Genomic DNA, 20,972 nt, shown 5'->3' with positions numbered 1-20,972 from the left:
GCGTGGGGCGTGGGGCATGGGGAGATGGGGGGATGGGGGGATAGGGAAGTGTGGGGGGAAAGATTTCTTCCTTATCCTCCCACACCTCCCACCCCTCCCACACTTCCTGCTTGCCCAATGCCCCATCCCCAATGCCCTAATTCATACATCTTTACATCTATAGAATAACGTTATTTGTTATTTGTAAAAACATAACTAGAAGTGGCAACTTTAAAGTCCTTTAAGTAGTCACTGAAATTGTAACCAGTAGGGTGAATATACTTAGCTCAGTTTATCTTGACCAAACTGAGTAATTCATTGCTGAGTGAGTAATTTCACTTGTTTACTCCAAACTCGGAACTGAATTTGAGCAAGTGTGTTGTAATAAATACCAGTGCAAGCTACCCCGACATGCCACCGTTTGCCATCATTAATACAGAGAGAAAACTAGATGCAGAATTTAGTTTCGGCTAGCTGGGAGAGTGTTCCAACTCAACCAGTTGACCAACACCCGATTATTGCTGCCATAGACTTGGGGACAAATTCTCTACACATGGTAGTGGTAAGAATCGATCCCACACTACCGGCTTTCAGCATTATTGCCAGAGAAAAGGAAACCGTCAGATTAGGCGATCGCAATCTTGCCACAGGGGAACTTAAACCGGAGATCGTTAGAAAAGCTATCGCTGCTTTAGGACGCTTCCAAGAAGTTGCTAAAACAATGAATGCCGAAACAATCATTGCTGTGGCCACTAGTGCTGTGCGCGAAGCCCCCAATGGTAAAGATTTCTTGCACGCTATAGAAGCAGAGTTGGGTTTAAGCGTTGACTTGATTTCTGGTCAAGAAGAAGCGCGACGAATTTACCTTGGTGTATTGTCGGGGATGGAATTTCACAACCAACCCCACATAATTATTGATATTGGTGGCGGTTCCACTGAGTTAATTTTAGGGGACAGTCACGAACCCCGTACCCTCACTAGTACCAAAGTGGGTGCAGTGCGACTGACTGGCGAGTTAATTACCACCGATCCCATTAGCAACGCTGAATTTCAATATCTCCAAGCTTACGCACGGGGAATGTTGGAACGTTCTGTAGAAGAAGTACAAGCAAATCTGGAGTTGGGAGAATCTGTGCGTTTGGTGGGTACAGCTGGCACCATTGAAACTCTGGCGATGGTTCATGCACGGGAAAAGTCTGGTGCTATTCCCTCAACTCTCAATGGCTACCAATTCACTCTTAAAGACTTACGGGAGTTGGTAAATCGGTTGCGGAAATTAAGTAATGCCGAAAGGGCTACTATCCCAGGAATGCCAGAAAAACGGTCAGAAGTAATACTTGCTGGGGCAGTAATTTTACAGGAAGCCATGACCCTTTTGGATATTGATTCGGTGACAGTCTGCGAACGTTCTTTGAGGGAAGGCGTAATTGTGGACTGGATGCTTTCTCACGGTTTAATTGAAGATAAATTGCGCTACCAAAGTTCAGTTCGGGAACGCAATGTTCTCAAGCTTGCTAACAAGTACCACATTAATTTAGAACATAGCGATCGCGTTGCTAAATTTGCCCAAAGTTTATTCGATCAAATGCAAGGTACTTTACACCATTGGGGAGCGGATGAGCGACAATTACTTTGGGCAGCTGCAATATTACACAACTGCGGTCATTACATCAGCCATTCCTCTCACCACAAGCACTCCTACTATCTCATTCGCAATGGTGAATTACTCGGTTATACAGAAACTGAGATTGAAATCATTGCCAATTTAGCGCGTTATCATCGCAAATCGCCCCCCAAGAAAAAACATGAAAATTATCAGAGTTTGCTGACTAAAGATCGGCGACAAATAGTCAGCCAATTGAGTGCCATCTTAAGGTTAGCTGTGGCATTAGATAGACGACAAATTGGCGCGATCGCTCACGTAGAATGTGAATATTATCCCCAATTTCGGCAAGTCAATCTCTTGATTTTCCCATCTCAATTGAATGATGATTGTGCCTTGGAACTCTGGAGTTTAGATTACAAAAAAGGAGTGTTTGAAGAAGAATTTCGCGTCAGATTAGTGGCAACTTTAGAAAAATCTACTGTTCCTCTGTTGTCATAGAAAGTACAAAGCAGGTGCATTACACAGCGTTTATGCATCTGCTTTGTACAGTATAAGCGTGATGTTATGCGTTAATATATATTATTTGCAATTCAACCATTATCTTTATAATTCCATTACATTTTCATCCTACTTAAGAAAGAATATATAAATCTCCTTAAGATGTATTTGAATAAACAAAATTAGCTACTAAAATGTAGATAACAGTTTAGTTACTGTTAGGTTATGTTGCAAGGGGATATCTGGGCTTGAGAAACCGAGGTGTCCTCATTCTTATATATATGTAAATTTATTGATATTCTGCACTTAACAATACTCAAATTTAAGAGTATTAGTTGTTCCATATTTAAAAAAGTACAACTGACGTAACTCAGTTATTGACTAGCGCTCACCTTGGTCAGAGTAATTACAAAAGCCATTGTTTTTAAACTCTTATTGAGGTTGCATTGGTTAGTGAAGAAAGGAAACCTAACAATCAAACATAAAACTTCATCTCTGGCTTGAAATATAGTCTTGAGTGTTGACTAATGACTGGGAAAGAAAGATTTTCTATCTGGGTTGTGAAATTTTTTACCCATCAACTGTGTTGAAAATAGAAAGTAGGGAGTAGGAGAAGAAACCTTTTTGGAATTCAAGAATTTTGTATTTTGGAATATTCAAAAGGGCTGGGGGTAACTCGAAAAAATAAACAACAGCAAATAGTGGTTGAGTGTTGACTGGTGACTGGTGACTGGGGAGTTATTATTCTCCCCTGCCCGTCTGCCTCTCCCCCATCTCCCCGTTCCCTGTCAATAGGGTTCGGGGAAAGGTTTCAAATACATCCAAATCCCCTTGCCCCTTAACCCCTTCGGGGTGACGCTCCTTCGTCGCTAACGCTGACGCTAACGCCAGTCGCTCATGGGGGAAACCCCCAAGACCGCGCTGGCTCACCTTTTCCCAGACCACAAGGTAAGTTTATACTGCTTATCCGAACCGTATTGCGTTCCCTGCCATAAGTATTTTTGCTTTACAAAACGACATAATTCGGTAGAATTGGGTAAAGCAATTATTACGCTTGTTAAACAAACGCGCCTGCAAACCCATGCAACTGAAACTCAGTGCATTCCGACCTACATTCGCTCCTGTTTTTTTAATTGCCCCCTTTTTCCTATGGGGAACAGCAATGGTGGCAATGAAGGGAGTGATACCCCACACAACACCTTTATTCATGGCGGGTGTACGTCTATTGCCAGCTGGGGTATTGATTTTGATAGCAGCAGCATTTATGGGTAGACCCCAGCCGAAAACTTGGACTGCGTGGCTATGGATTGCCTTATTTGGCTTGATAGATGGAACACTTTTTCAAGGATTTTTAGCAGAGGGATTAGTCAAAACCACTGCTGGGTTAGGGTCTGTGATGATTGATTCCCAACCCTTAGCTGTGGCATTGCTATCGTTGTGGTTGTTTCAGGAACGGATTGGTTTTTGGGGATGGCTGGGGTTAGCTTTGGGAGTTACGGGTATTAGTTTGATTGGCTTACCAGACGAGTGGATTTTTCACCTTCTGGACTCAGGTGCAAATGTTACCATTAGTAACTGGCAAAATTTGTTCGCTAGTGGCGAGTGGTTGATGTTGCTAGCAGCCTTATCAATGGCAGTAGGAACAGTATTGATTAGATTTGTTTGCCGACATGCTGACCCAGTAATCGCTACAGGCTGGCACATGATTTTGGGAGGATTGCCACTGTGGGGAGTTTCATCAGTCGTAGAATCCCAACAATGGCAGAACTTAGGATTATATGATTTAGCAGCCTTGGGTTATGCTACCGTATTCGGCAGTGCGATCGCCTACGGATTATTCTTTTACTTTGCTTCTAGTGGTAGTCTCACCAGTTTGAGTTCCCTCACCTTTCTGACACCAATCTTTGCCTTACTATTTGGTAACCTCTTCCTTCAAGAAGTCCTCAGCCCATTACAATGGCTTGGTGTTTTCCTCACTCTAATTAGCATCTACCTCATTAACCAACGCGATACTTTAGCAGGGCAAAATAACACAGCTAATGCTGACGAACAAGCCAACATACAGCAATCAGTTTTAGAAGCTACTAAAAAGTTGAATCCGGTAGGAAGTAGGGACTAGAAAGTAGGGAGATGAGGGAGAGGGAGAGGCTTCAGGGGCAGGGGGCATGGGAGAATAATAACTCCCCAGTCACCAGTCAACAGTCACCAGTCAACTATCAACACTTCCAATACCCCATAACAAATAACAAACAATACTTAACATTTGGGCGTTCAAAAGTTATTGTATTATCGATGACTTCAAAAGCACGTTTAGGCTGAAACTTGCAATATGAGGCTATGCCGTTCCTCAATCCTGGTATTTACTTACTTTTCTTGCCTGGGTTTTTATATAAATACCCCAAGCGCAGCTACATCTAACTCAGTACCTCAGGTTTTAGAATTTGCACAAGCTAATTCGAGGGTTGCTGCTACTCCAGCTGTTTTAAGACCTGGTAGCCAAGGGTCGGATGTACAGAGACTACAAATCCAATTAAAAAAATTAGGATACTACAGTGATGCAGTAAATGGAAAGTATAGCGTTACCACCGAAATCGGTGTGGCTAAATTCCAAAAAGTTAAGGGCTTAAAAGTAGATGGTATCTTTGGTTTGGAAACAAGGATAAGACTGCAAGCAGCTTTAGCAGCTAAAAGCCAGTTGTCTCGTTCTCCCGTTTTGAAATCTCCAATTGTTAATTCTACTGCTGCAATTCCCAAGCCCACTGCAAAACCCCAACCAACGGAAAAAGAAAGGGATTTGATTTGGTGGTTAATACTTGCTGTTGGTGTTTTCGGAAGTTTTGGGGCATTTATTTTTCTGATGAGGTGGTTTCGTCAAGTCAAACGAGTACAAAAGTCGGAAATATCAAATACTAAAAGTTTGAGTCAAGTCAAACAAGATCCCGTGACAGCAGTTTCCTCGGAAAACGTAACTAGTTCCCAAATAACGAAGCTACCACAGACTACACAATTATTGCTACCAGAAAAAACTTCCCGTCTTGCTAAACTTAATATCGTTGACGAATTAATTCAAGACTTACGCAATCCCGACCCAACTAAGCGGCACAAGGCGATTTGGAATTTAGGTCAACAGGGTGATTCTAGGGCAATTCAGCCAATGGTTGACCTGATGATTGATGCTGATTCTCAAGAAAGCAGTTTAATTTTGGCAGCTTTAGCTGAAATTGGTGCCCGCACCCTCAAACCAATGAACCGTGCTTTGGCTATGTCGATGCAAGATGAAAATCCACAGGTGCGGCAAAATGCAATCCGTGACTTGACTCGTGTCTATGATATGATGAGCCAAATGAGTCAGATATTGTGCCACGCACTAGAAGACCCGGATGCAGAAGTGCAAGCAACAGCACGATACGCGTTAAGTCAGATGAATAGAATACGTGCCTTGCCCGAACAAAAGAATATATCAGAAGATTAAATTACAGCAGAATTTAGAATTAGTCATTAAAAAATGGAGTATGGGGCATGTTGACTGTTGACTGGTGATATTATGTCCGTCTGATTACTTATTAAACCCGAAAAACCCCAAAGAGCCAAAGCTACGCTTTGTCTCCCCTCCCCTTGGTAAGGGGAGGGGATTAAGGGGTGGGGTGCAATGGCGGTGGGAATCATAACTAATTATGCGGACATAATATGACTGGTGACTGGGCAGTTATTATTTTCCCCTGCCTCTCTCCCATCTCCCCATTCTTCTAAAGATATTTCAACTGAACTTGAATATTAGTATTCGGCCCTGCTACCAAAAATACTGCTTCGCTAAATTTAGGCGCACTGGTTTTAATTTCTGGGTTTCTGGAAAATCCAAAGCCTTCGATGGGGATACCAAGACTGTTACGATTGAGAGTGCGATCGCTATTTCGATCGTGGATTACAGCAACGGCATAATTACCTGCTTTTAAGTTTTCAAAAGTCATCAGCAGGGGAGTATCAGTAATTGCAATACACTGTTTTTGTAAAACGCGATCGCGTTGGTTAGGAAATCCTTGGCTGCTATTATATATACTCGCACAAACTTCTCCTTCTTTATTCTTAAGTCCATCAATTTCCACGGTGAGTTTGCCGTTATAACCTGCTTTAGCACTAAATGACCATGCTAAATTTCCCAATACTGCCAACAGCAGCACACTAACTCTCAATCCTCTCACCATAAAATTTTTCCTTTGACCAATGACTAATGAACAATGACTAATGACGATTAGAAATAATGGGTAATGTAAACCAGAAACTCGCACCTGTTTCAGAAGTGGTATCAATACCAATTTCGCCGCCATGAGCATTGATGATTTGTTTGCATAGATATAATCCTAATCCCAAACCTACGGAATTGCGGATGTTACTGCCGCGAAAGTAAAGTTCAAAAAGCCGATGGGTTTGTTGTTGACTAATACCCACTCCGTTATCGCTAACAGTACAATAAATTTTGTCATGAACAGGAGTAGCGTTAATTGTCAAAACCAATCCAGGTGGATTGTGTTTGAGGGCATTGACAATTAAATTAGAAAACACTCGCCATAATTGAGTGGGATCGGCGTTCACTAATGGCAAATCTGCGGTTACCAAATTTGTCAGATTAGCTTGGTTTTGTAATAGCAATGGTTCTAAATCTGCGATCGCCGCTTCAACGACTGACAATAATTTTACCGATTCACGTTGTAAAATAATACCTTGTAATTCACTGACATGAGCTTCCATCAAAGAATTAATTAAGTTAAGTTGGCGATCGCTACTTTGAATCATTCGCTCTAAAACCCTGCGTGGTACGGGGATTGAAGAAGACGCGGGGACAGGGGGAGTGGGAGACGCGGGGAAAGAAGAAGATGCAAAGATGGGAAGATGCTCTGAGGTGGACAAAGACTTCTCCGTGTCCGCGTCCCCCACTCCCCACTCTCCACTCCCCACTCTTTGATTTAACAAATTCTTCAGTACCATTAAAGTACCCAGCACTGGGTTGCGTAAGTCGTGGGAAACTGCATGAAAAAATACTCTGAGTTCTTCTTCAGTTTGTTTGCGTTGGGTAATGTCTTCTATTAAGCCTTCGTAGTATAACAATTTTCCTTGTTCGTCACGGACTGCATAGGCTTTTTCAGAAATCCAGACAATACTGCCATCTCGCCGATAAATTTGGGACTCGAACTCGGAAACTCTGCCATATTTTTCCATTAACCGCACAAATTCTGCTCGGCGGTTTGGATCGACATACAATTGATGTTCGATATCTGTGAAATTAGCTGTGACTTCTTCTGGTAATGAGTAGCCATAAATACGTGCTAAAGCTGGGTTTGCAGTGATGTAACGGCCATCGGGAGTGCTTTGAAAGATACCTTCAATGGCATTTTCAAAAATGCTACGATATTTAGCTTCTGCAACTTGGAGTTTTTGATAAGCAGATTCCAGTTCTTGACGGGCGAAAAACTCAGAACGTTGCAAGCGATCGTAGAGATAAACGCCAATATCACAAATGGTACAAAACCAAAAAATATATAAAATAAACGTTACATTATATATTTCTGGGTGGTCTGGAATTGGTGTTTTTAATCCAAGTATGGCGTTTACACCAAAATAGTAAATCAGCACAGCTGCTTGACACAACAAGTGAAGAGTCCAGCACACTGGCATTAATATAGCTTGACTCAAGAATAGCAACGACCAACCGATACTATCTGGTAGTGCAAAACCTCTGAGGGTTGCAAACAATTGTGATGCTAAACTAATTGACCAAGAAGAACCCAAAAATAACAAATTTGGGCGATGGCGGCCGAGTGGAGTTTTATGTAGAGCAAAACACACAAGTATATTTAGAAGCATTGCAAAATTAATTACAAAGCTTGTTGGTTGAATTGATTCTGGCAGCTTTTTCAACTCTTGGAAAGGGAAAAACAAGCCATAGATATCTCGCAAAATAAAAGATAACAGACAAATCAGTGCCAGCCACAACCACAAACGGAGTCTCTGCCACAAAAATTTGTTGCGCCAAGCTTTGTAAAGGATATGGATTTCATCTGTTTTTGGTGTAGAAAAGGTTTTTCTCCACCAGCTTTGCACTTTTGTAAATGGGGTAGCCATGTGGCATTGCTTAGCAGTCTTTAGTAATACTTAGCATATAATTAGCTAGTATTTACTGCCCCATTTTTCAGTAATTTATGGGCGGTTTCTTGCGGATGGAGTTGCTAAAGGTAATGTAAACCAAAAAGTTAACCCACGCTTGCGGTTATTAATTACACCAATTTCGCCGCCATGTGCTTTCATAACTTGCCGACAAAGATACATTTTTAACCCAATGCTTGTGGAACAACAATCTTGGGGATCGCGGACATGTAAATCGAAAAGGCGATCGCACTCTAATTTACTCATTCCTACACCGTTATCTTGAATCTGAGTGCGAATCATTCCAGCTTCAACGGTAGCACTTACGGTCAATTTTAATCCTGGTGGATTATTTCGCAAGCTATGTGTCACTAAATGCGCCACAACTTTGTGCAAGCGCGTTGCATCTGCCATGACTGATGGTAAGTCTGCGCGAACCAAGTTTTTGAAAGTTGCTTGGTTTTGTATCAGTATAGGTTCCAGCTGAGCGAAGATTCCTTGCAGTAAGGTGCTAAATTTTACAACTTCTGGTTTAATTTCCAGACCCTCTTTTTCACAAGAATTAATTTCTAACAAGGAATTAATCATCGTCAGTTGGCGATCGTTACCTTGAATCATTCGCTCGATTATTGAACGAGATACGGGAATTAGGGATTGGGCATGGGGCATTGGGGATGGGGTATGGGAAAGAGATAGATATCTCATGGGAAGTGGAGGGGAAAAACTTGCTTCCATTTCTCCTCTGCCCTCCTGCTCCTCTGCTCCTTTGCTCTCCACTCCCTGATTTAACAAATTTTTTAACACCATTAAGTTACCCATCACAGAAGTTTGTAAATCATGAGCAACTGTGTGTAAAACTACATCTTTAACGCGATGTAATTCTTCAACTTCTTGGATTTTTTGCTGCAATTGTGCTGTACGTTCTCGTACTTGGTTTTCTAAATTAATGTTGAGTTCTGCTAGCTCTTGGTAAATTCGGCTTTGGTGAATGGCGATGGCTACTTGTTCTGACATTTGTTGCAACAAATCAATTTCTATTGGCTGCCAATGACGCGGTGCTGAGCATTGGTTAGCAATTAACGCACCATATAATTCTTCATTGAGCATGATGGGCACAGCTAAACTAGCTTTTGTTTGAAATTTGTGACAGTGTACTCTGACTTTAGAAGATTGCGGCATTTGCGTCATATCTTCCACAACACGCACCACATTATCTTTTAAAAAGTTTCTTAATTCTTGTATATAATCTTGATCGTTAGTAGACCAACCATAAACTGATGGATATTTGGTATCTACTGATTCGGCAAGAGTTTTGATTCCTGAATTAGTATTATATAGACCAATAAAAACCCGGTCTGCTTGCAGAAATTGTCTGACTTCATTAACTGTGGTTTGCAGAATTTCCTCTAAGTTCAGTGAAGACCTAATCCGCACTAAGGTTTCTGCTAACAAGCGATCGCGTTGGGCTGCCAGGTGTAATTTAGCTTCTACTTGCTTGCGTTCTGTAATATCATGATGAACTGCTAGTAGGCAAGGAATACCATCTAAATCAATGACTTCAGCTGACAGCAAGGTTGTAATTATTTTTCCACATTTTTGCTTAAATTCTATTTCTAAATTGCGGATTACTCCTGTAGCTTGTAATTCCTGTATTAATTTCAGGCGATCGCCTGTATTTACCCAAAGATTTAAATCAAAGGAAGTTTTACCAATGGCTTCATGTCGCTCATAACCTGAAAGTTTGACAAAAGTGTCGTTAACTTCTATGAAACGTCCTTCTTTAAGGGTACTAATGGTAATTGAATCCGGACTACAACTAAAAGCTTTAGCAAATTTTTGGGCTAAATTTTGCAAAGTGATTTCTGCTTGTTTGCGTTCTGTGATGTCTCGAACGATTGCTAGTATTTCATCTTCGCCACTAACCACCAACCGCGCTTCATAATCTCTGATTCCCAAAGGTGTTGCTAGCTGATATTCGCAAGTTTGTAAACTTCCAGTATCTAAAGTTTTGGCGATGGCTTCTTGGCTAATGGTAGCAACATCACTTGGCAATAATTCCTGCAAATTCTTTCCCACTATTGCTTCGCGATGGAGTGTGACATTTTCTCCCTCACTTTTCAAATCGAGATATTCGCCGTCGCGGCTAATGCGAAACATCAAATCGGGAATAGCAGATAAAATTGCTTTATAGCGGGCTTCACTTTCTTGCAATTTTTCTTGGACTTGTTTTTGCTCTGTGATATCCATCACTAGACCATTCCAAAGCAAATCGCCGTTAGCTTGCCGTTCTGGGATAGAACTACCTTGAATCCACTTGAGTTTACCACTGGGTGTGATGATGCGACCTTGCCAATGCCAAGGACTAACAATGGTGCTACAAGCAGTTATGGATTCTGCAAAAGCTTTTATATCCAGTGGATGAATGAGTTTGCACAACAGGCGAAAGTCTGCTTGTATAACTTCTGGTTCTATTTCATACAAATTTTTACAACCAGAACTTATATACAGTACACAAACAGAATTATCCTGCCGTTGCAGAACTTGGAAAATTATGCCTGGGAGATTAACAGCAATTTTGGAGAGCAGGTTAATAACCCCTTGCTGGCAATCCGGTGTATAGGCAGACTGTACAACAATTTCATCCACTCTTTGACCCTTTATAAAAAAGTTATTGATGTATAATTAAAAGCTAGGATAGCCAACAGAGCAGTTTTGATTCTGTTAGCGGTGATGCTCCCAGAACTAAGACTGCACCTTCTCTCAGAGTAATTGGTGAGCAAGCGATCGCATTCACCCAATCGGGTGAACCATTTGTTAGAGAAAAGATAAAGTTGTTAACGAGTTAATATAATTAGCGATCGGCAATACTTTTTTGACCACACTCCTCGCCTTGAGTTAGCTCTTAAAACTCTACATAAGACTATCTCAAGACCGTTAGTGATAAACATAATGCCACCGCCAATAACTATTTCATTGCATTAATAGCCCCAGCTGCACAGTCACTTGGCTTGATTCGTTGATCGCTGACGGTTAACTGTCAACTATTAATAACATGATTTTTCATGAAAAATACTTAAAAGCGCCTAACCCATCATTGGGATAGCAGTGGATGATAGCAAAGCCATAATACACCCTACTGAAGATTTACGTTATAAATAGTCTCTATAATTGCCTGACATAGTTTCCGTTAGCATCGAAATCACTCAATATGTGAATCCAAAAACTTTGCGCCCCTTTGCGTTTCCCTTTGCGTTCCTCTGCGTTAAAAAATATATAATTTCGATGCTAACGGATTTGATATCAATTGGTATTAATTAGCATGAAAAACTCACTTTCCAATTCAAAAGGCTGATCGCTTGTTTCCTATTCCCATGATTTCAAAAATTAAACTTGATTACTCTATTGATATTTATAACTATATAAATAAGTAACTAAATAGTGGTTTTTAAAAAAATAGATTTTTTTGATGCCTTTAATGATATGAAAGGTTGGTAAAAGTAATTCTTAGGTTAACAAATACAAAGTTACCTAACACTACAAACTTGAGTATCTAATAACCCAAATTACTATCGATCCACAAGTGCCTGATTCTCAGTAAAAAGTTTAATTATTGGGTATTTAGCAGTACTGCAAATATCGATTTTTGTATCTATACGATACCATTTTTGATAGCTACTAACTAGCAATTTAACGTTAAAAGTGGCGCTCAGCTAGTAGATATACTGAAGCTATCTTTGATTATACGTAAATGGTTATAAGATAAAGCTTGTTATAGTACTAACTGTATGGATATTAGCAGAAATTTGACTAAATTTGGCTAATAAGAAAAAAAAATCAAACGCTCTAACCTAGTCACAGAGTAGTTTTGATTTTCTTGGAGATCTTTAGTCAAAGAAACTACTCTTGACTATTTTTACCAAAAATTAATAAACTGTACTCGCTTCTATAAAAGTTAGTGAATTTTACTACTCTTTAATAGTGGTGAAATCGCTTAATTATTCGCGTGCAAACATATTGCCATGCAGTAATTTGTTGTTCCCTGTGTGGTGCTAAGGAGACTTCATGAAAAAACTTCATCTAGGTTCGATGCGCTCGACCATTTCTTCGGCGCTCAGCTTTGCCATGACTTTAGGTATGGTAGTTAATACGCCGATATATGCTCAAACCCTCACTTCACAATCGACTCCATTAGATCACCTTAAAGCCGCACCTCGGCCTGTATTTAAAAAAGGCAATACTCTGTTACCTTTGACTCAAGCACATTGTGGGCTATCAAGAGATACTTACATAGAATTAGCTAACTATTGGGGATATGGACTACCAATACAATCAGCTGATTTGGCACAAGTAGCCAAAGCTAATCCTGGTCGATACCAACTGGTGGCCGAAGTAGGAGAAGTTTATAGATTTTATGATAACTACGATGGGCGATACTCCTATCTACCCAAGCTACCGCCGAACACTTGGTTACGTGACAAAAATGGAAAAATCATTCTCAACGGTGGCCGACCAATAGTCAGTCCAGCTGCACCAAATGAGGCTTTTCAAATCATTGGTGACTACTATGGAAAATTAATAGGTCAATTAGAGAGAACTGCTGGTCAGCCGATGAAGGTGATTAACAACCAAGGTGAGTCTGGTTTGTGGCTTCTTCTCGACAACGATCCTGAAGTCTTGTTTGGACAAGATCCTCAAGTAAAAGCTGACTTCAATAATTCTGGTCTGAATGACTGGTTCGCTTACATATCTCGCAACAAAGCACGACAGGAAGGAGTACTCAAACAGAAATTGTTTAGTAACTTGCAATCTACACCAGGGTACTTCTGGTATCAGGAGCAATATGGTACTGAACGTGGTCGCTGGGCTGGATGGCCGTGGTATATGTTCAAGTACGAAAATTTTCTAGACTCTAATCGCAAGCCAATTGTATCTAATTATACAGCGCCAGAAATGTACTTCAATTTTCACAACTCTGGCTGGACTGGTGTTGAGTACAATACAGGGGTGCCGTGGGACGCATTGACACAAGCGTTGAATAATATTTCTGGGGCGATCGGCTTGGGACAGAAGTACACTTATCCTTGGATAAGTATGGGTTGGGAAGGTTACGCCGGTCAACCAATTTCCAGTCCAGATACCTTTATGGGTATGATGAAGGCTTACTATACAGCAGGAGCCGTCGGTTCTGTGGGTGGATATTTTGTATGCAGTGGGCCATTGTGGGAAGCACTCAACTACAACAAGCCGATTGGCGCGACAACTCCCACACTGATTCGGCAATTAACAATTCAAGGTCATGCCCATGCATTGTTCTCACATTTAGAAGAATACTTGCGTAAAGGTGACCTTTTACCAGGGCCAAAACTGCATCCCTATCAAAGTTGGACTAACATATTGCCAGCAATGGAGTTTCCTGCTGAAGGTCAGACACAGCAATTACAAGGTAGATGGGGGCCTGTTACCGTACCCACTGCTCGTGTGCTAGCACGCAAAATAGTCGGCGAAGACCGTTGGCTAGTTACAGCTTGGGCGAATGTGGGCAACGACCGCGATGTGAAGGTGAAAATTGATAACAAACTGGGAACTTTGACTTTACGTGCTAGAAGGGCGGGGTCTGTATATGTTGTCAAACTTGTAAATGGTCTGCCCCAACTGACTCTGATAGACTCTGATGCGATGAATCCAACTAAGTTCTTGTCTCCTTAATAGGAAAATTGGGAGTAGGGAGTAGCGAGTGGAGAGATGGGGAGACAAGGGAGAGGGGGAGACAAGGGAGATGGGGAGAAAAGGGAGAGGGGGAGACAAGGTAGCAATCTTTCTTCCTTGTCTACCTTGTCCTATTTACATACCCCATGCCCAATGCCCCAGTCATCAGTCATCAGTCAACACTCTCGACTTACACTTCCGTTGCTTTATGGCTTGAGCTGGATTACCGGCATAGATTGTCATTGACTCCAAAGAACTACTAGCTACTCCCCCTAAGGTAAGCACTGCTCCACGACCAACAATAACTCCAGGGCCAATGACTGCTTTGGCTGCAATCCAACTACTTTCTTGAATATATATAGGTGCAGTAATTAGTTGAAAATCATGATGGTTCCAATCATGATTACCGGTACATAAATAAACGCCTTGAGATATGCATACGTGACTTTCGATAGTGACTAAAGCCAGGTTATCAATCCAGGCGTCTTCTCCAATCCATACATAATCGCCAACTATCAATCGCCAGGGGAATTTGATGCGAACTCCTGGTTTGATGCGGACACCTTGACCAATTTTTGCTCCAAAAGTACGAAGTAGCAAAACTTTTAAGCCTGACATGGGAAGCAAGCGACTTTGTACTAAAGGTGAACCTACGAAGTACCACAGAAGTTGCTGCCAATAAGGTGCCCCAGGAATATAATTACCAACTGTATAACAATCTAGACGCATACTAAGGGAAATCAATAACAGACTGAAGACTGGTTCCTGTACGACCTGTGACAATCCAAAGTAGAGAGCGTCCTAGATCGCGAATAATGGGAGAAATAGTTTCTTTTTTTGCTTTTTTTGATTGATCTGCATCTGATGGTACAGAAATTGGAGTAAAAGCGATACCTTTAATACCAAGAATTATGGTGGCGATCGCCTTGGCTCTGGGCATGTGAAAATCTGAGGTAATTAAATAAATATGTTGTATGCGTTTATGTTCAAACTCAGGGACAATTGTAGTAAAGTTTGTCACGGTATCAACAGCACGATAATCCAAGTGAAGACGATTGTCTGAAATGCCAGCAGCTTGAAAAATCGGTCGTGCTATTTCGGGGGGAGTACCAGAGGAAACCCAAACTTCCAAAGACGGATACCAACGGGCAATTTCCGCAGTAGCCTGTTCCCGATCTGTCCAAGCGCCAAGAGTAAGGATAGCTTGGGGTTGGGGTGTTTGGTAATAAGCTATGGCCAAACGCACAGGAATTATCAGCAGTAATGAGAAGAAAAAACTTGCTGAAGCTAAAATTAAATATTTTTTGCGTAGCCATTGAAATTTTCTCATCATGCTTTTTCTTTGAATTCCTCGGCTTCAATTAAACGAATTGCCAGAAGAATTTCTGCTAGTACACGTTCAAATGCATAGTACCAACCGTGCCAGCCATCGAGAATGCCGCCTTTGAAAATCAGGCAGTAAAAAAGGATGATGAAAGGAGCAAAAAGTTTTTGTTTGCGGATGCGATCGCCCAAACTGAGTTCCCTTGTTGGTGTATCCAATAGCTTCTGGACTTCAATCACCATATAACGATCCTGTGCCCATAACCAACGATTTAGAGGTTTGCGATCGTCGTGGTAAATATAGCCAGCTAACATTGCTGATTTACCTTTAACTTGTAACAGTTGGGTATGACCATCATCAATGTAAATAGATTTATCTTTTCTAAAAAGAGCCTGTCGGGGAGGAAGTATAGTACCCCTGAGAGGTTTGCCGAAAACACAATATTTGAATTTAATAAAATAACCATCTATTGGTGAATTTTCAGGTAATTCCTTGATTTCCTCAGCCAGTTTTTCTGAAATAACATAATCTGCGTCTAGAGATAATACCCACTGGGAGTTAATTTGAGCTAAGCCGTAATTCCACTGTGTAGCATGAGTATCAAATTTTCTTTGAAATAATTTAACCTGAGGGTACGAAGCAATGATTTCTAGAGTTTCATCAGAACTATAGCTATCAACAATAACAATCTGATTGGCCCAAGTTAGTTTTTCTAGGGTTCGCTGAATATTAGGTGCTTCATTGTAGGTTAAAATTAATGGAGTGATTTTATTGAGCATAAATATAAAAATAAATACAAATAAATTGCAGAGCCAATCATTAATTGTTGTAGGTTTGTAAATAAAAATTGGTCAAGGCTTTTTACACAGAAGTAGGCATAAATTCTTTTTGGAGAATAGTTTGATAAATTTGTTGCATTTGCAAGGCTGTTTTTTCTAAAGTGTATTTTTCAGAGATAAGTTTACGAGCTTGTTCGCCCATGTTTTGAGCAATTTGAGTATTATTTAAATAATCTTCTAAAGCTTGGGTGATGGCTGTAACATCCAACTCAGGAACATAACCTAGTTGGTTTTGCTTGACAACAGAAGCTAGAGCCACACCAGGAGTCACAAGAACAGGAACGCCTACAGCTAATGATTCTAAAACTGAGACAGCAAAGTTTTCGGAATATGAAGTCAGCACAAAAAGGTCAGACCCTTGCATCAATATATCTTTGGTTTGGCCTGCGACAAATCCCACAACAAAAGTGCGATCGCGCAATCCACTCTTAACCAGCAAAGATTCTATTTCAGCTTCGTAATCTGGAGTACCATTACCTGCAAGTATAAAAGTAAACCGATGGTGAGTTAGTTTGCCCAAAGCAGGAATGAGATATTCTAAACCTTTTTTATAGTGCAGCCGAGACAAAAACAAAATCACAGGTTCGTCTTGAGGTATGTTAAATTTTTGCCGCAGATGTTGACGAGCATCAGTAATTTTGGTTGGTAAAGATATTCCCAGGGGTAAGACAAAATTAGATTTGTGTAGTCCAAGTAAAGATACTTCTTGTTGTTCCTTCTCTGAGGTAAAGTGAAGCATCTGACTGCTCTCAAGATTTGCTTGTTCTATAAGTTTCAGGTAGGTTTGTTTTTTACGGGTACTTTGTTGTAAAGACCATTCACATAGTAAGCCATGTGGAGTAACTATGTAAGGAACATTTTGCCAACGAGCGATGGCCATTGCCATCGTTGATGCATAGGAGAAAAGAGCATGGACGTGTACAATATCGTACTGAGAAATATTTTGCCAAAGCCATTGTGTCAATCCACCACTAAAGGCATATTCTCTTACTGGCTTAATATTCGGTGAAAAGCGGTGAAAAAACCAAACTGGAACATCATTATATTTAATGCGTTTATGGAGAGGAACATCCAGTAAGTCATCACCATCATCGTTAGTTGTGGCAATTTCGGTATCAACATTAATTATTTGCAATGCCTTGACTATATCTAAAATAGCTTGACTAGTGCCACCACGAACTTTTGCGATCGAAGGAGTAACGTGAAGAATTTTCATTAATAAATGATGATTAAAAAATAATTATATATAAAAATAAATGCTATTTGACAAAATTAATTTGGTACCATCTGCGATGATAAATACTTCTTCTGAATTCGCTCGAAATCAAGTAAATACTTTCCTAGTGATAAATACATTAGGAGTGAAAATACAGGAAAAGACAGATTGCCTAAAAGAATAGCTTCTGAAAAACTTCCTACCAAAAGACCTGACAAACCAGCTATCACAGTACTACTATGCAAAAAATAAGTAGGTTTTGCATTACTAAATTTATGAAGTTCAAATATCATCTTCAAACAGCCCAGACCCATCATGACTATCGGTATAAATCCGATCAATCCTGTAGTATCTCCAGCAGCTAACCAAGAATTTTCTCCAAAAACTAAACGTCCTCCGTACAAAGGGGAACCAAAAAATGGATTACTCATGAAGCCATTCCACATTCCAATCCAAGCTTCTTCACGTGTATTTCCACCTGAAATGAACCTATTGCTTGCGGGTGTGCTTTCAGTAATTTTATCTGGACTGATAAACCAAAAGATTGTACCCAAAACAACACCAGCAAATAAGCCTAAGCGTACTAAAGAACCAGCTCGATTACGATAGAAAAATAAAATAGAGCTGATTCCCATAAGTGCGCCAGTGCGAGAAGCTGTAAGAAATAAAAAATATACAACAAGAAGTAAAACAGCTATCCAAAAAGCTTTTATCCAGTCCCATTTTTTGTGGCTTTCAATGAGAAACATGAAGCAGGGAATAGTACCTGCTAACAAAGCAGCCGCATGTTGCGAACTACCTGTAGTTCCGAGGAATCTGCCCTGTACAAATGTCATGGCATACATGTCAAATCTTCCTTGATAAGCGCAGGCGATGGCGAAGATGACACCAACCATTGCTAGCGACCAAACACCCAAGCGAAAATTATATTCATCCTGCAACCAACGCGAAGGGCCTAACTTAAACATCAGTACAATTGCCCCAAATGTAATTAGCGCCAGTAGGGCAAAAGTTATGTCACCATAAACTACAATTTTGAAAAAAACTGCCACCTGAAATGCGATCAAGTAATAGACTGGTTGTGGAATAATTATCCGCCGCCATCCATTATGTGTTTGCATTCCCAGTAAGATGAGTAAAACCAGGAGAACTATTGTCAAGGGGCGACCCATATCGCGTATTTGTTGTAAAGGAAAAACTAAGGGTGGTGGTTCAGTTATCCACTCATCCTGAAATTTTCCCAAGGAAGTTGCATAACAGCAAAACGCAAATAATAGCCAAGCTAAACGCCGGGACTGTCTAGCTTTCTCCAAAATGAAAACAGCGATGATAATACCAAATATTCCATAAGGACTAAAGATGAGGTCAATAAGTTTGCTAATAGGATCTGAATTCATGCGGAAAAATTCATATCAAATTTTGAGTAACTAGATTACTTGTATTATCCTTGACTGTTTTCATGTTATGTGCATTCTGTAATAATTCCTGCCAACGAGTTGCCCAGATATTGGCAGCGTAGGGGGCTGCTAATTGTTGCGATCGCTTTCCCCAAGTTGATAACTCTGCATAGTTATGGTGTAAAGTCAACATTGCCTTGGCTAAAGCTTTTGAGTCTTCTTTGGGTACTGTTAAACCATTATACCAAGGTCGAATTACCTCAACCGCAGAACCACAAACATCAGTACAAATAATCGGTAGCCCAGCAGCAGCAGCTTCCACTAAAGCTAGCGGCCAAGGATCGAATCGACTGGGCAAAATAAAAGCTCCTGCCCTCTGCCATATAGCTTGCATTTGGGATGGTTGTAAAAATCCTTGGTTCTCAATTCCCGGTTTTCCCTCAAGATGTGATGCCAATTCTCCTTGTCCGCAACACACCAAAGTCCAAGGATGAGATACTTGAGAACGGTATATTTGGTAAGCTTCTACCAGAACATCAATTGCCTTCACTGCAACGTAGCGACCGACAAATAAAAATGAACGCGGCCATTGGGACTCAAGGCGTTGTTCCCACAAAGGAGACCAAATATCATAATCAATACCATAAACCCCGTGGGCTATATTTGCTCTTTCAATTCCTAAACGGGAAGCATATTGCCAACTACGTTCTCCAGCAACAACGACACTATTTATACATCGCAAGTAAGAACGAAGAAACAAAGGAGCTAAATGTTGTTTCCACGTACCCCACCAAGGGGTATCCATTGTCATTACTAAGGCTGTTTGAGATAATTCACCAGCAAAGACCAGCTGACGATAAGGTTTATGCAACCAACCGCAAAGGACAACTACATCTGGAGATTCGGCCAACACCAAATCTTTGATTAAATTTGCATCTTGTCTTTCTTTGATATCCAAAAGTCGGCAAGGAATACCCTGCATCAATTCATCGGCAAATGCGGTTTCAGTACGAGCTTGAAAGGCAACAACAAATACATCAATTTCTGGTATTTGGTGCAGAGTTCGCCAGCAAGCTGCCATGTAACCAGAAATATCAGACCAACAAAAAACAACTTTTAAAGCCATAAGAATTTTTTTCTATTAAGCAAATTCCTGTAAAGCAGTTACTACTCTGTTTACACAGCGTAACCAAGTATGTTCTGCTGCATGTTTGCGGCCTCGTCGAACATATTCTTGGGCAACACTAGGATTTGCTTCTAAGTTTATAAGTATTTCGGCGATCGCATCAGTTTCTTCTGGATTAACAACAATGCCAGCATCGCCAACAACTTCAACAAGAGAAGCTCTATTAGAAACAATTGCTGGAGTTCCTACAGCCATTGCTTCTAGCGCCGGCATCCCAAAGCCTTCATAGAGAGAAAGAAACAAAAGCGATGATGCTTGGCGTAATAATCTCGGTAGATCTTCATCAGAAATCATACCCAATAAGCTGATATTAGAGTGAGCTTTAGCTGCTTCAATGTAATCAGTTTCTAATTCACCAGCCACAAGAATTTTTAAATTACTTTTGCGCTCAAGGAGAGCTTTTGCAACACCAAGAACATAATCACCTCCTTTTTTTTGACGCAAACCACCAATTACCAAAGTGTAGGGTGCTTCCACTGGTGGCTTTAAATCTAAACAATTAACTGACGCAATATCAAAGAAAGACTGCTCAACACCATTTCCAACTACTACAATTTTTTGGGGATTAGCTCCTAATAATTCCACCATCCGTTGCTTAGAAAATTCTGAGACAGTAAAAATCACGCGACAGTCAGATAAAGCACGACGCACCCAACGCCCCCACTTATAACGAAACCATTGATGCTGCCAAGTACCCGACCAAGGCAAATTGATTTCAAATGCTTGTACGTCATGAATTGTAACAGCAACCGGACATTTCGACACAGGGATATAAGTTTCCATTGGCGCATAAAGCCAGTCTGTTTGTTCTGGCAAATATTTATCCATGCGAGGATAACCAAATAGTTTCCATGTCCGTTCTGTGGGATTTTCTAATCCAGGAAAAGTCAGCTTGGGTAGTTCGCGCAGGGGACAGCGTGGGTTGAGTTTACCATCATTCTCCAACCACTGTTGTGAGAAAAGCAAATTTAACTCAATGCCACTTTCCTCTGCAAGTCCAAGCAAAATTTGATTTATATGCCGCCCTACTCCCGTACAAGGTAAGTATGTGCGAATGGGATGAATGTAAGAAACTAATTTCAC

16 protein-coding genes are annotated in these 20,972 nt (G+C 40.7%); 6 read left to right on the top strand and 10 right to left on the bottom strand.

Annotation, left to right across the window (positions count from 1 at the left end; all coding sequences use genetic code 11):
* Window positions 1–24: 24 nt before the first annotated feature.
* The 4 genes from VF06_RS41070 to VF06_RS21510 all read left to right on the top strand — a co-directional run bounded on the left by VF06_RS41070 (window position 25) and on the right by VF06_RS21510 (window position 5,555).
* On the top strand, window positions 25–168 hold the full coding sequence (locus tag VF06_RS41070; RefSeq protein ID WP_180267419.1) for a hypothetical protein: 144 nt from the start codon (window positions 25–27) through the stop codon (window positions 166–168).
* 262 nt (window positions 169–430) lie between these two features.
* Window positions 431–2,083 carry a Ppx/GppA phosphatase family protein gene (locus VF06_RS21525; protein ID WP_099069565.1) on the top strand — a complete coding sequence of 551 codons (1,653 nt, stop codon included), beginning with the start codon at window positions 431–433 and terminating at the stop codon, window positions 2,081–2,083.
* A 1,081-nt stretch (window positions 2,084–3,164) separates the two neighbouring features.
* Window positions 3,165–4,202: a DMT family transporter gene (locus tag VF06_RS21515; protein ID WP_099069563.1), complete on the top strand. Its 1,038-nt coding sequence runs from the start codon at window positions 3,165–3,167 to the stop codon at window positions 4,200–4,202.
* 210 nt (window positions 4,203–4,412) lie between these two features.
* Complete coding sequence (locus tag VF06_RS21510) at window positions 4,413–5,555, top strand: peptidoglycan-binding protein (protein ID WP_099069562.1); 1,143 nt, start codon at window positions 4,413–4,415, stop codon at window positions 5,553–5,555.
* Window positions 5,556–5,829: 274 nt separating this feature from the next.
* On the opposite strand, the gene VF06_RS21505 is transcribed toward VF06_RS21510, so the two are convergent.
* The 3 genes from VF06_RS21505 to VF06_RS21495 form a co-directional block, all read right to left on the bottom strand.
* Window positions 5,830–6,285: a DUF2141 domain-containing protein gene (locus VF06_RS21505; RefSeq protein WP_099069561.1), complete on the bottom strand. Its 456-nt coding sequence runs from the start codon at window positions 6,283–6,285 to the stop codon at window positions 5,830–5,832.
* A gap of 37 nt (window positions 6,286–6,322) precedes the next feature.
* Window positions 6,323–8,200 carry a PAS domain-containing sensor histidine kinase gene (locus VF06_RS21500; protein ID WP_099069560.1) on the bottom strand — a complete coding sequence of 626 codons (1,878 nt, stop codon included), beginning with the start codon at window positions 8,198–8,200 and terminating at the stop codon, window positions 6,323–6,325.
* 75 nt (window positions 8,201–8,275) lie between these two features.
* Complete coding sequence (locus VF06_RS21495) at window positions 8,276–10,867, bottom strand: sensor histidine kinase (protein ID WP_099069559.1); 2,592 nt, start codon at window positions 10,865–10,867, stop codon at window positions 8,276–8,278.
* A gap of 1,416 nt (window positions 10,868–12,283) precedes the next feature.
* Here VF06_RS21495 and VF06_RS21490 point away from each other — a divergent pair.
* A complete protein-coding gene (locus VF06_RS21490; protein WP_099076439.1) occupies window positions 12,284–13,927 on the top strand; it encodes a hypothetical protein in 1,644 nt (547 codons plus the stop codon).
* A gap of 28 nt (window positions 13,928–13,955) precedes the next feature.
* Window positions 13,956–14,144, top strand: a complete 189-nt coding sequence (locus VF06_RS39390; RefSeq protein ID WP_180267732.1) for a hypothetical protein — start codon at window positions 13,956–13,958, stop codon at window positions 14,142–14,144.
* Here the strand turns inward: VF06_RS39390 and VF06_RS21485 are convergent.
* The 7 genes from VF06_RS21485 to VF06_RS21455 form a co-directional block, all read right to left on the bottom strand.
* The gene (locus VF06_RS21485; protein ID WP_099069557.1) at window positions 14,093–14,656 is read right to left on the bottom strand and encodes a WcaF family extracellular polysaccharide biosynthesis acetyltransferase; all 564 of its coding nucleotides are present in this window, start codon (window positions 14,654–14,656) and stop codon (window positions 14,093–14,095) included. The genes VF06_RS39390 and VF06_RS21485 overlap by 52 nt on opposite strands.
* Before the next feature lies 1 nt (window position 14,657).
* Entirely contained in the window at window positions 14,658–15,257 is a 600-nt protein-coding gene (locus tag VF06_RS21480) for a YdcF family protein (RefSeq protein WP_099069556.1), read from the bottom strand.
* Window positions 15,257–16,030 (bottom strand): glycosyltransferase family 2 protein, encoded by a 774-nt coding sequence (locus VF06_RS21475; RefSeq protein WP_099069555.1) that lies wholly within the window; start codon window positions 16,028–16,030, stop codon window positions 15,257–15,259. The genes VF06_RS21480 and VF06_RS21475 overlap by 1 nt, the downstream gene beginning before the upstream one ends.
* A gap of 82 nt (window positions 16,031–16,112) precedes the next feature.
* Window positions 16,113–17,306, bottom strand: a complete 1,194-nt coding sequence (locus VF06_RS21470) for a glycosyltransferase (protein ID WP_099069554.1) — start codon at window positions 17,304–17,306, stop codon at window positions 16,113–16,115.
* Between the two features lie 56 nt (window positions 17,307–17,362).
* A complete protein-coding gene (locus VF06_RS21465; RefSeq protein ID WP_099069553.1) occupies window positions 17,363–18,703 on the bottom strand; it encodes an O-antigen ligase family protein in 1,341 nt (446 codons plus the stop codon).
* Between the two features lie 10 nt (window positions 18,704–18,713).
* Window positions 18,714–19,829, bottom strand: coding sequence for a glycosyltransferase family 4 protein (locus tag VF06_RS21460; protein WP_099069552.1), 1,116 nt, complete (start codon window positions 19,827–19,829; stop codon window positions 18,714–18,716).
* 15 nt (window positions 19,830–19,844) lie between these two features.
* Entirely contained in the window at window positions 19,845–20,972 is a 1,128-nt protein-coding gene (locus tag VF06_RS21455; protein ID WP_099069551.1) for a glycosyltransferase family 4 protein, read from the bottom strand.

It is taken from the genome of Nostoc linckia z4 (genome assembly GCF_002608075.1).
Classification (GTDB): Bacteria; Cyanobacteriota; Cyanobacteriia; order Cyanobacteriales; family Nostocaceae; genus Nostoc; species Nostoc linckia.
The sequence above is the reverse complement of the archived record's forward strand: the minus strand, read 5'-3'. Positions and strand labels throughout refer to the sequence as shown.

Coding starts and splice junctions, on each gene's coding strand:
- VF06_RS21485 (WP_099069557.1), bottom strand. CDS start 14,656: ATGCGTCTAGATTGTTATACAGTTGGTAATTATATTCCTGGGGCACCT.
- VF06_RS41070 (WP_180267419.1), top strand. CDS start 25: ATGGGGGGATGGGGGGATAGGGAAGTGTGGGGGGAAAGATTTCTTCCT.
- VF06_RS21525 (WP_099069565.1), top strand. CDS start 431: ATGCAGAATTTAGTTTCGGCTAGCTGGGAGAGTGTTCCAACTCAACCA.
- VF06_RS21505 (WP_099069561.1), bottom strand. CDS start 6,285: ATGGTGAGAGGATTGAGAGTTAGTGTGCTGCTGTTGGCAGTATTGGGA.
- VF06_RS21490 (WP_099076439.1), top strand. CDS start 12,284: ATGAAAAAACTTCATCTAGGTTCGATGCGCTCGACCATTTCTTCGGCG.
- VF06_RS21465 (WP_099069553.1), bottom strand. CDS start 18,703: ATGAATTCAGATCCTATTAGCAAACTTATTGACCTCATCTTTAGTCCT.
- VF06_RS21510 (WP_099069562.1), top strand. CDS start 4,413: ATGAGGCTATGCCGTTCCTCAATCCTGGTATTTACTTACTTTTCTTGC.
- VF06_RS21515 (WP_099069563.1), top strand. CDS start 3,165: ATGCAACTGAAACTCAGTGCATTCCGACCTACATTCGCTCCTGTTTTT.
- VF06_RS21500 (WP_099069560.1), bottom strand. CDS start 8,200: ATGGCTACCCCATTTACAAAAGTGCAAAGCTGGTGGAGAAAAACCTTT.
- VF06_RS21470 (WP_099069554.1), bottom strand. CDS start 17,306: ATGAAAATTCTTCACGTTACTCCTTCGATCGCAAAAGTTCGTGGTGGC.
- VF06_RS21475 (WP_099069555.1), bottom strand. CDS start 16,030: ATGCTCAATAAAATCACTCCATTAATTTTAACCTACAATGAAGCACCT.
- VF06_RS21460 (WP_099069552.1), bottom strand. CDS start 19,829: ATGGCTTTAAAAGTTGTTTTTTGTTGGTCTGATATTTCTGGTTACATG.
- VF06_RS21480 (WP_099069556.1), bottom strand. CDS start 15,257: ATGAGAAAATTTCAATGGCTACGCAAAAAATATTTAATTTTAGCTTCA.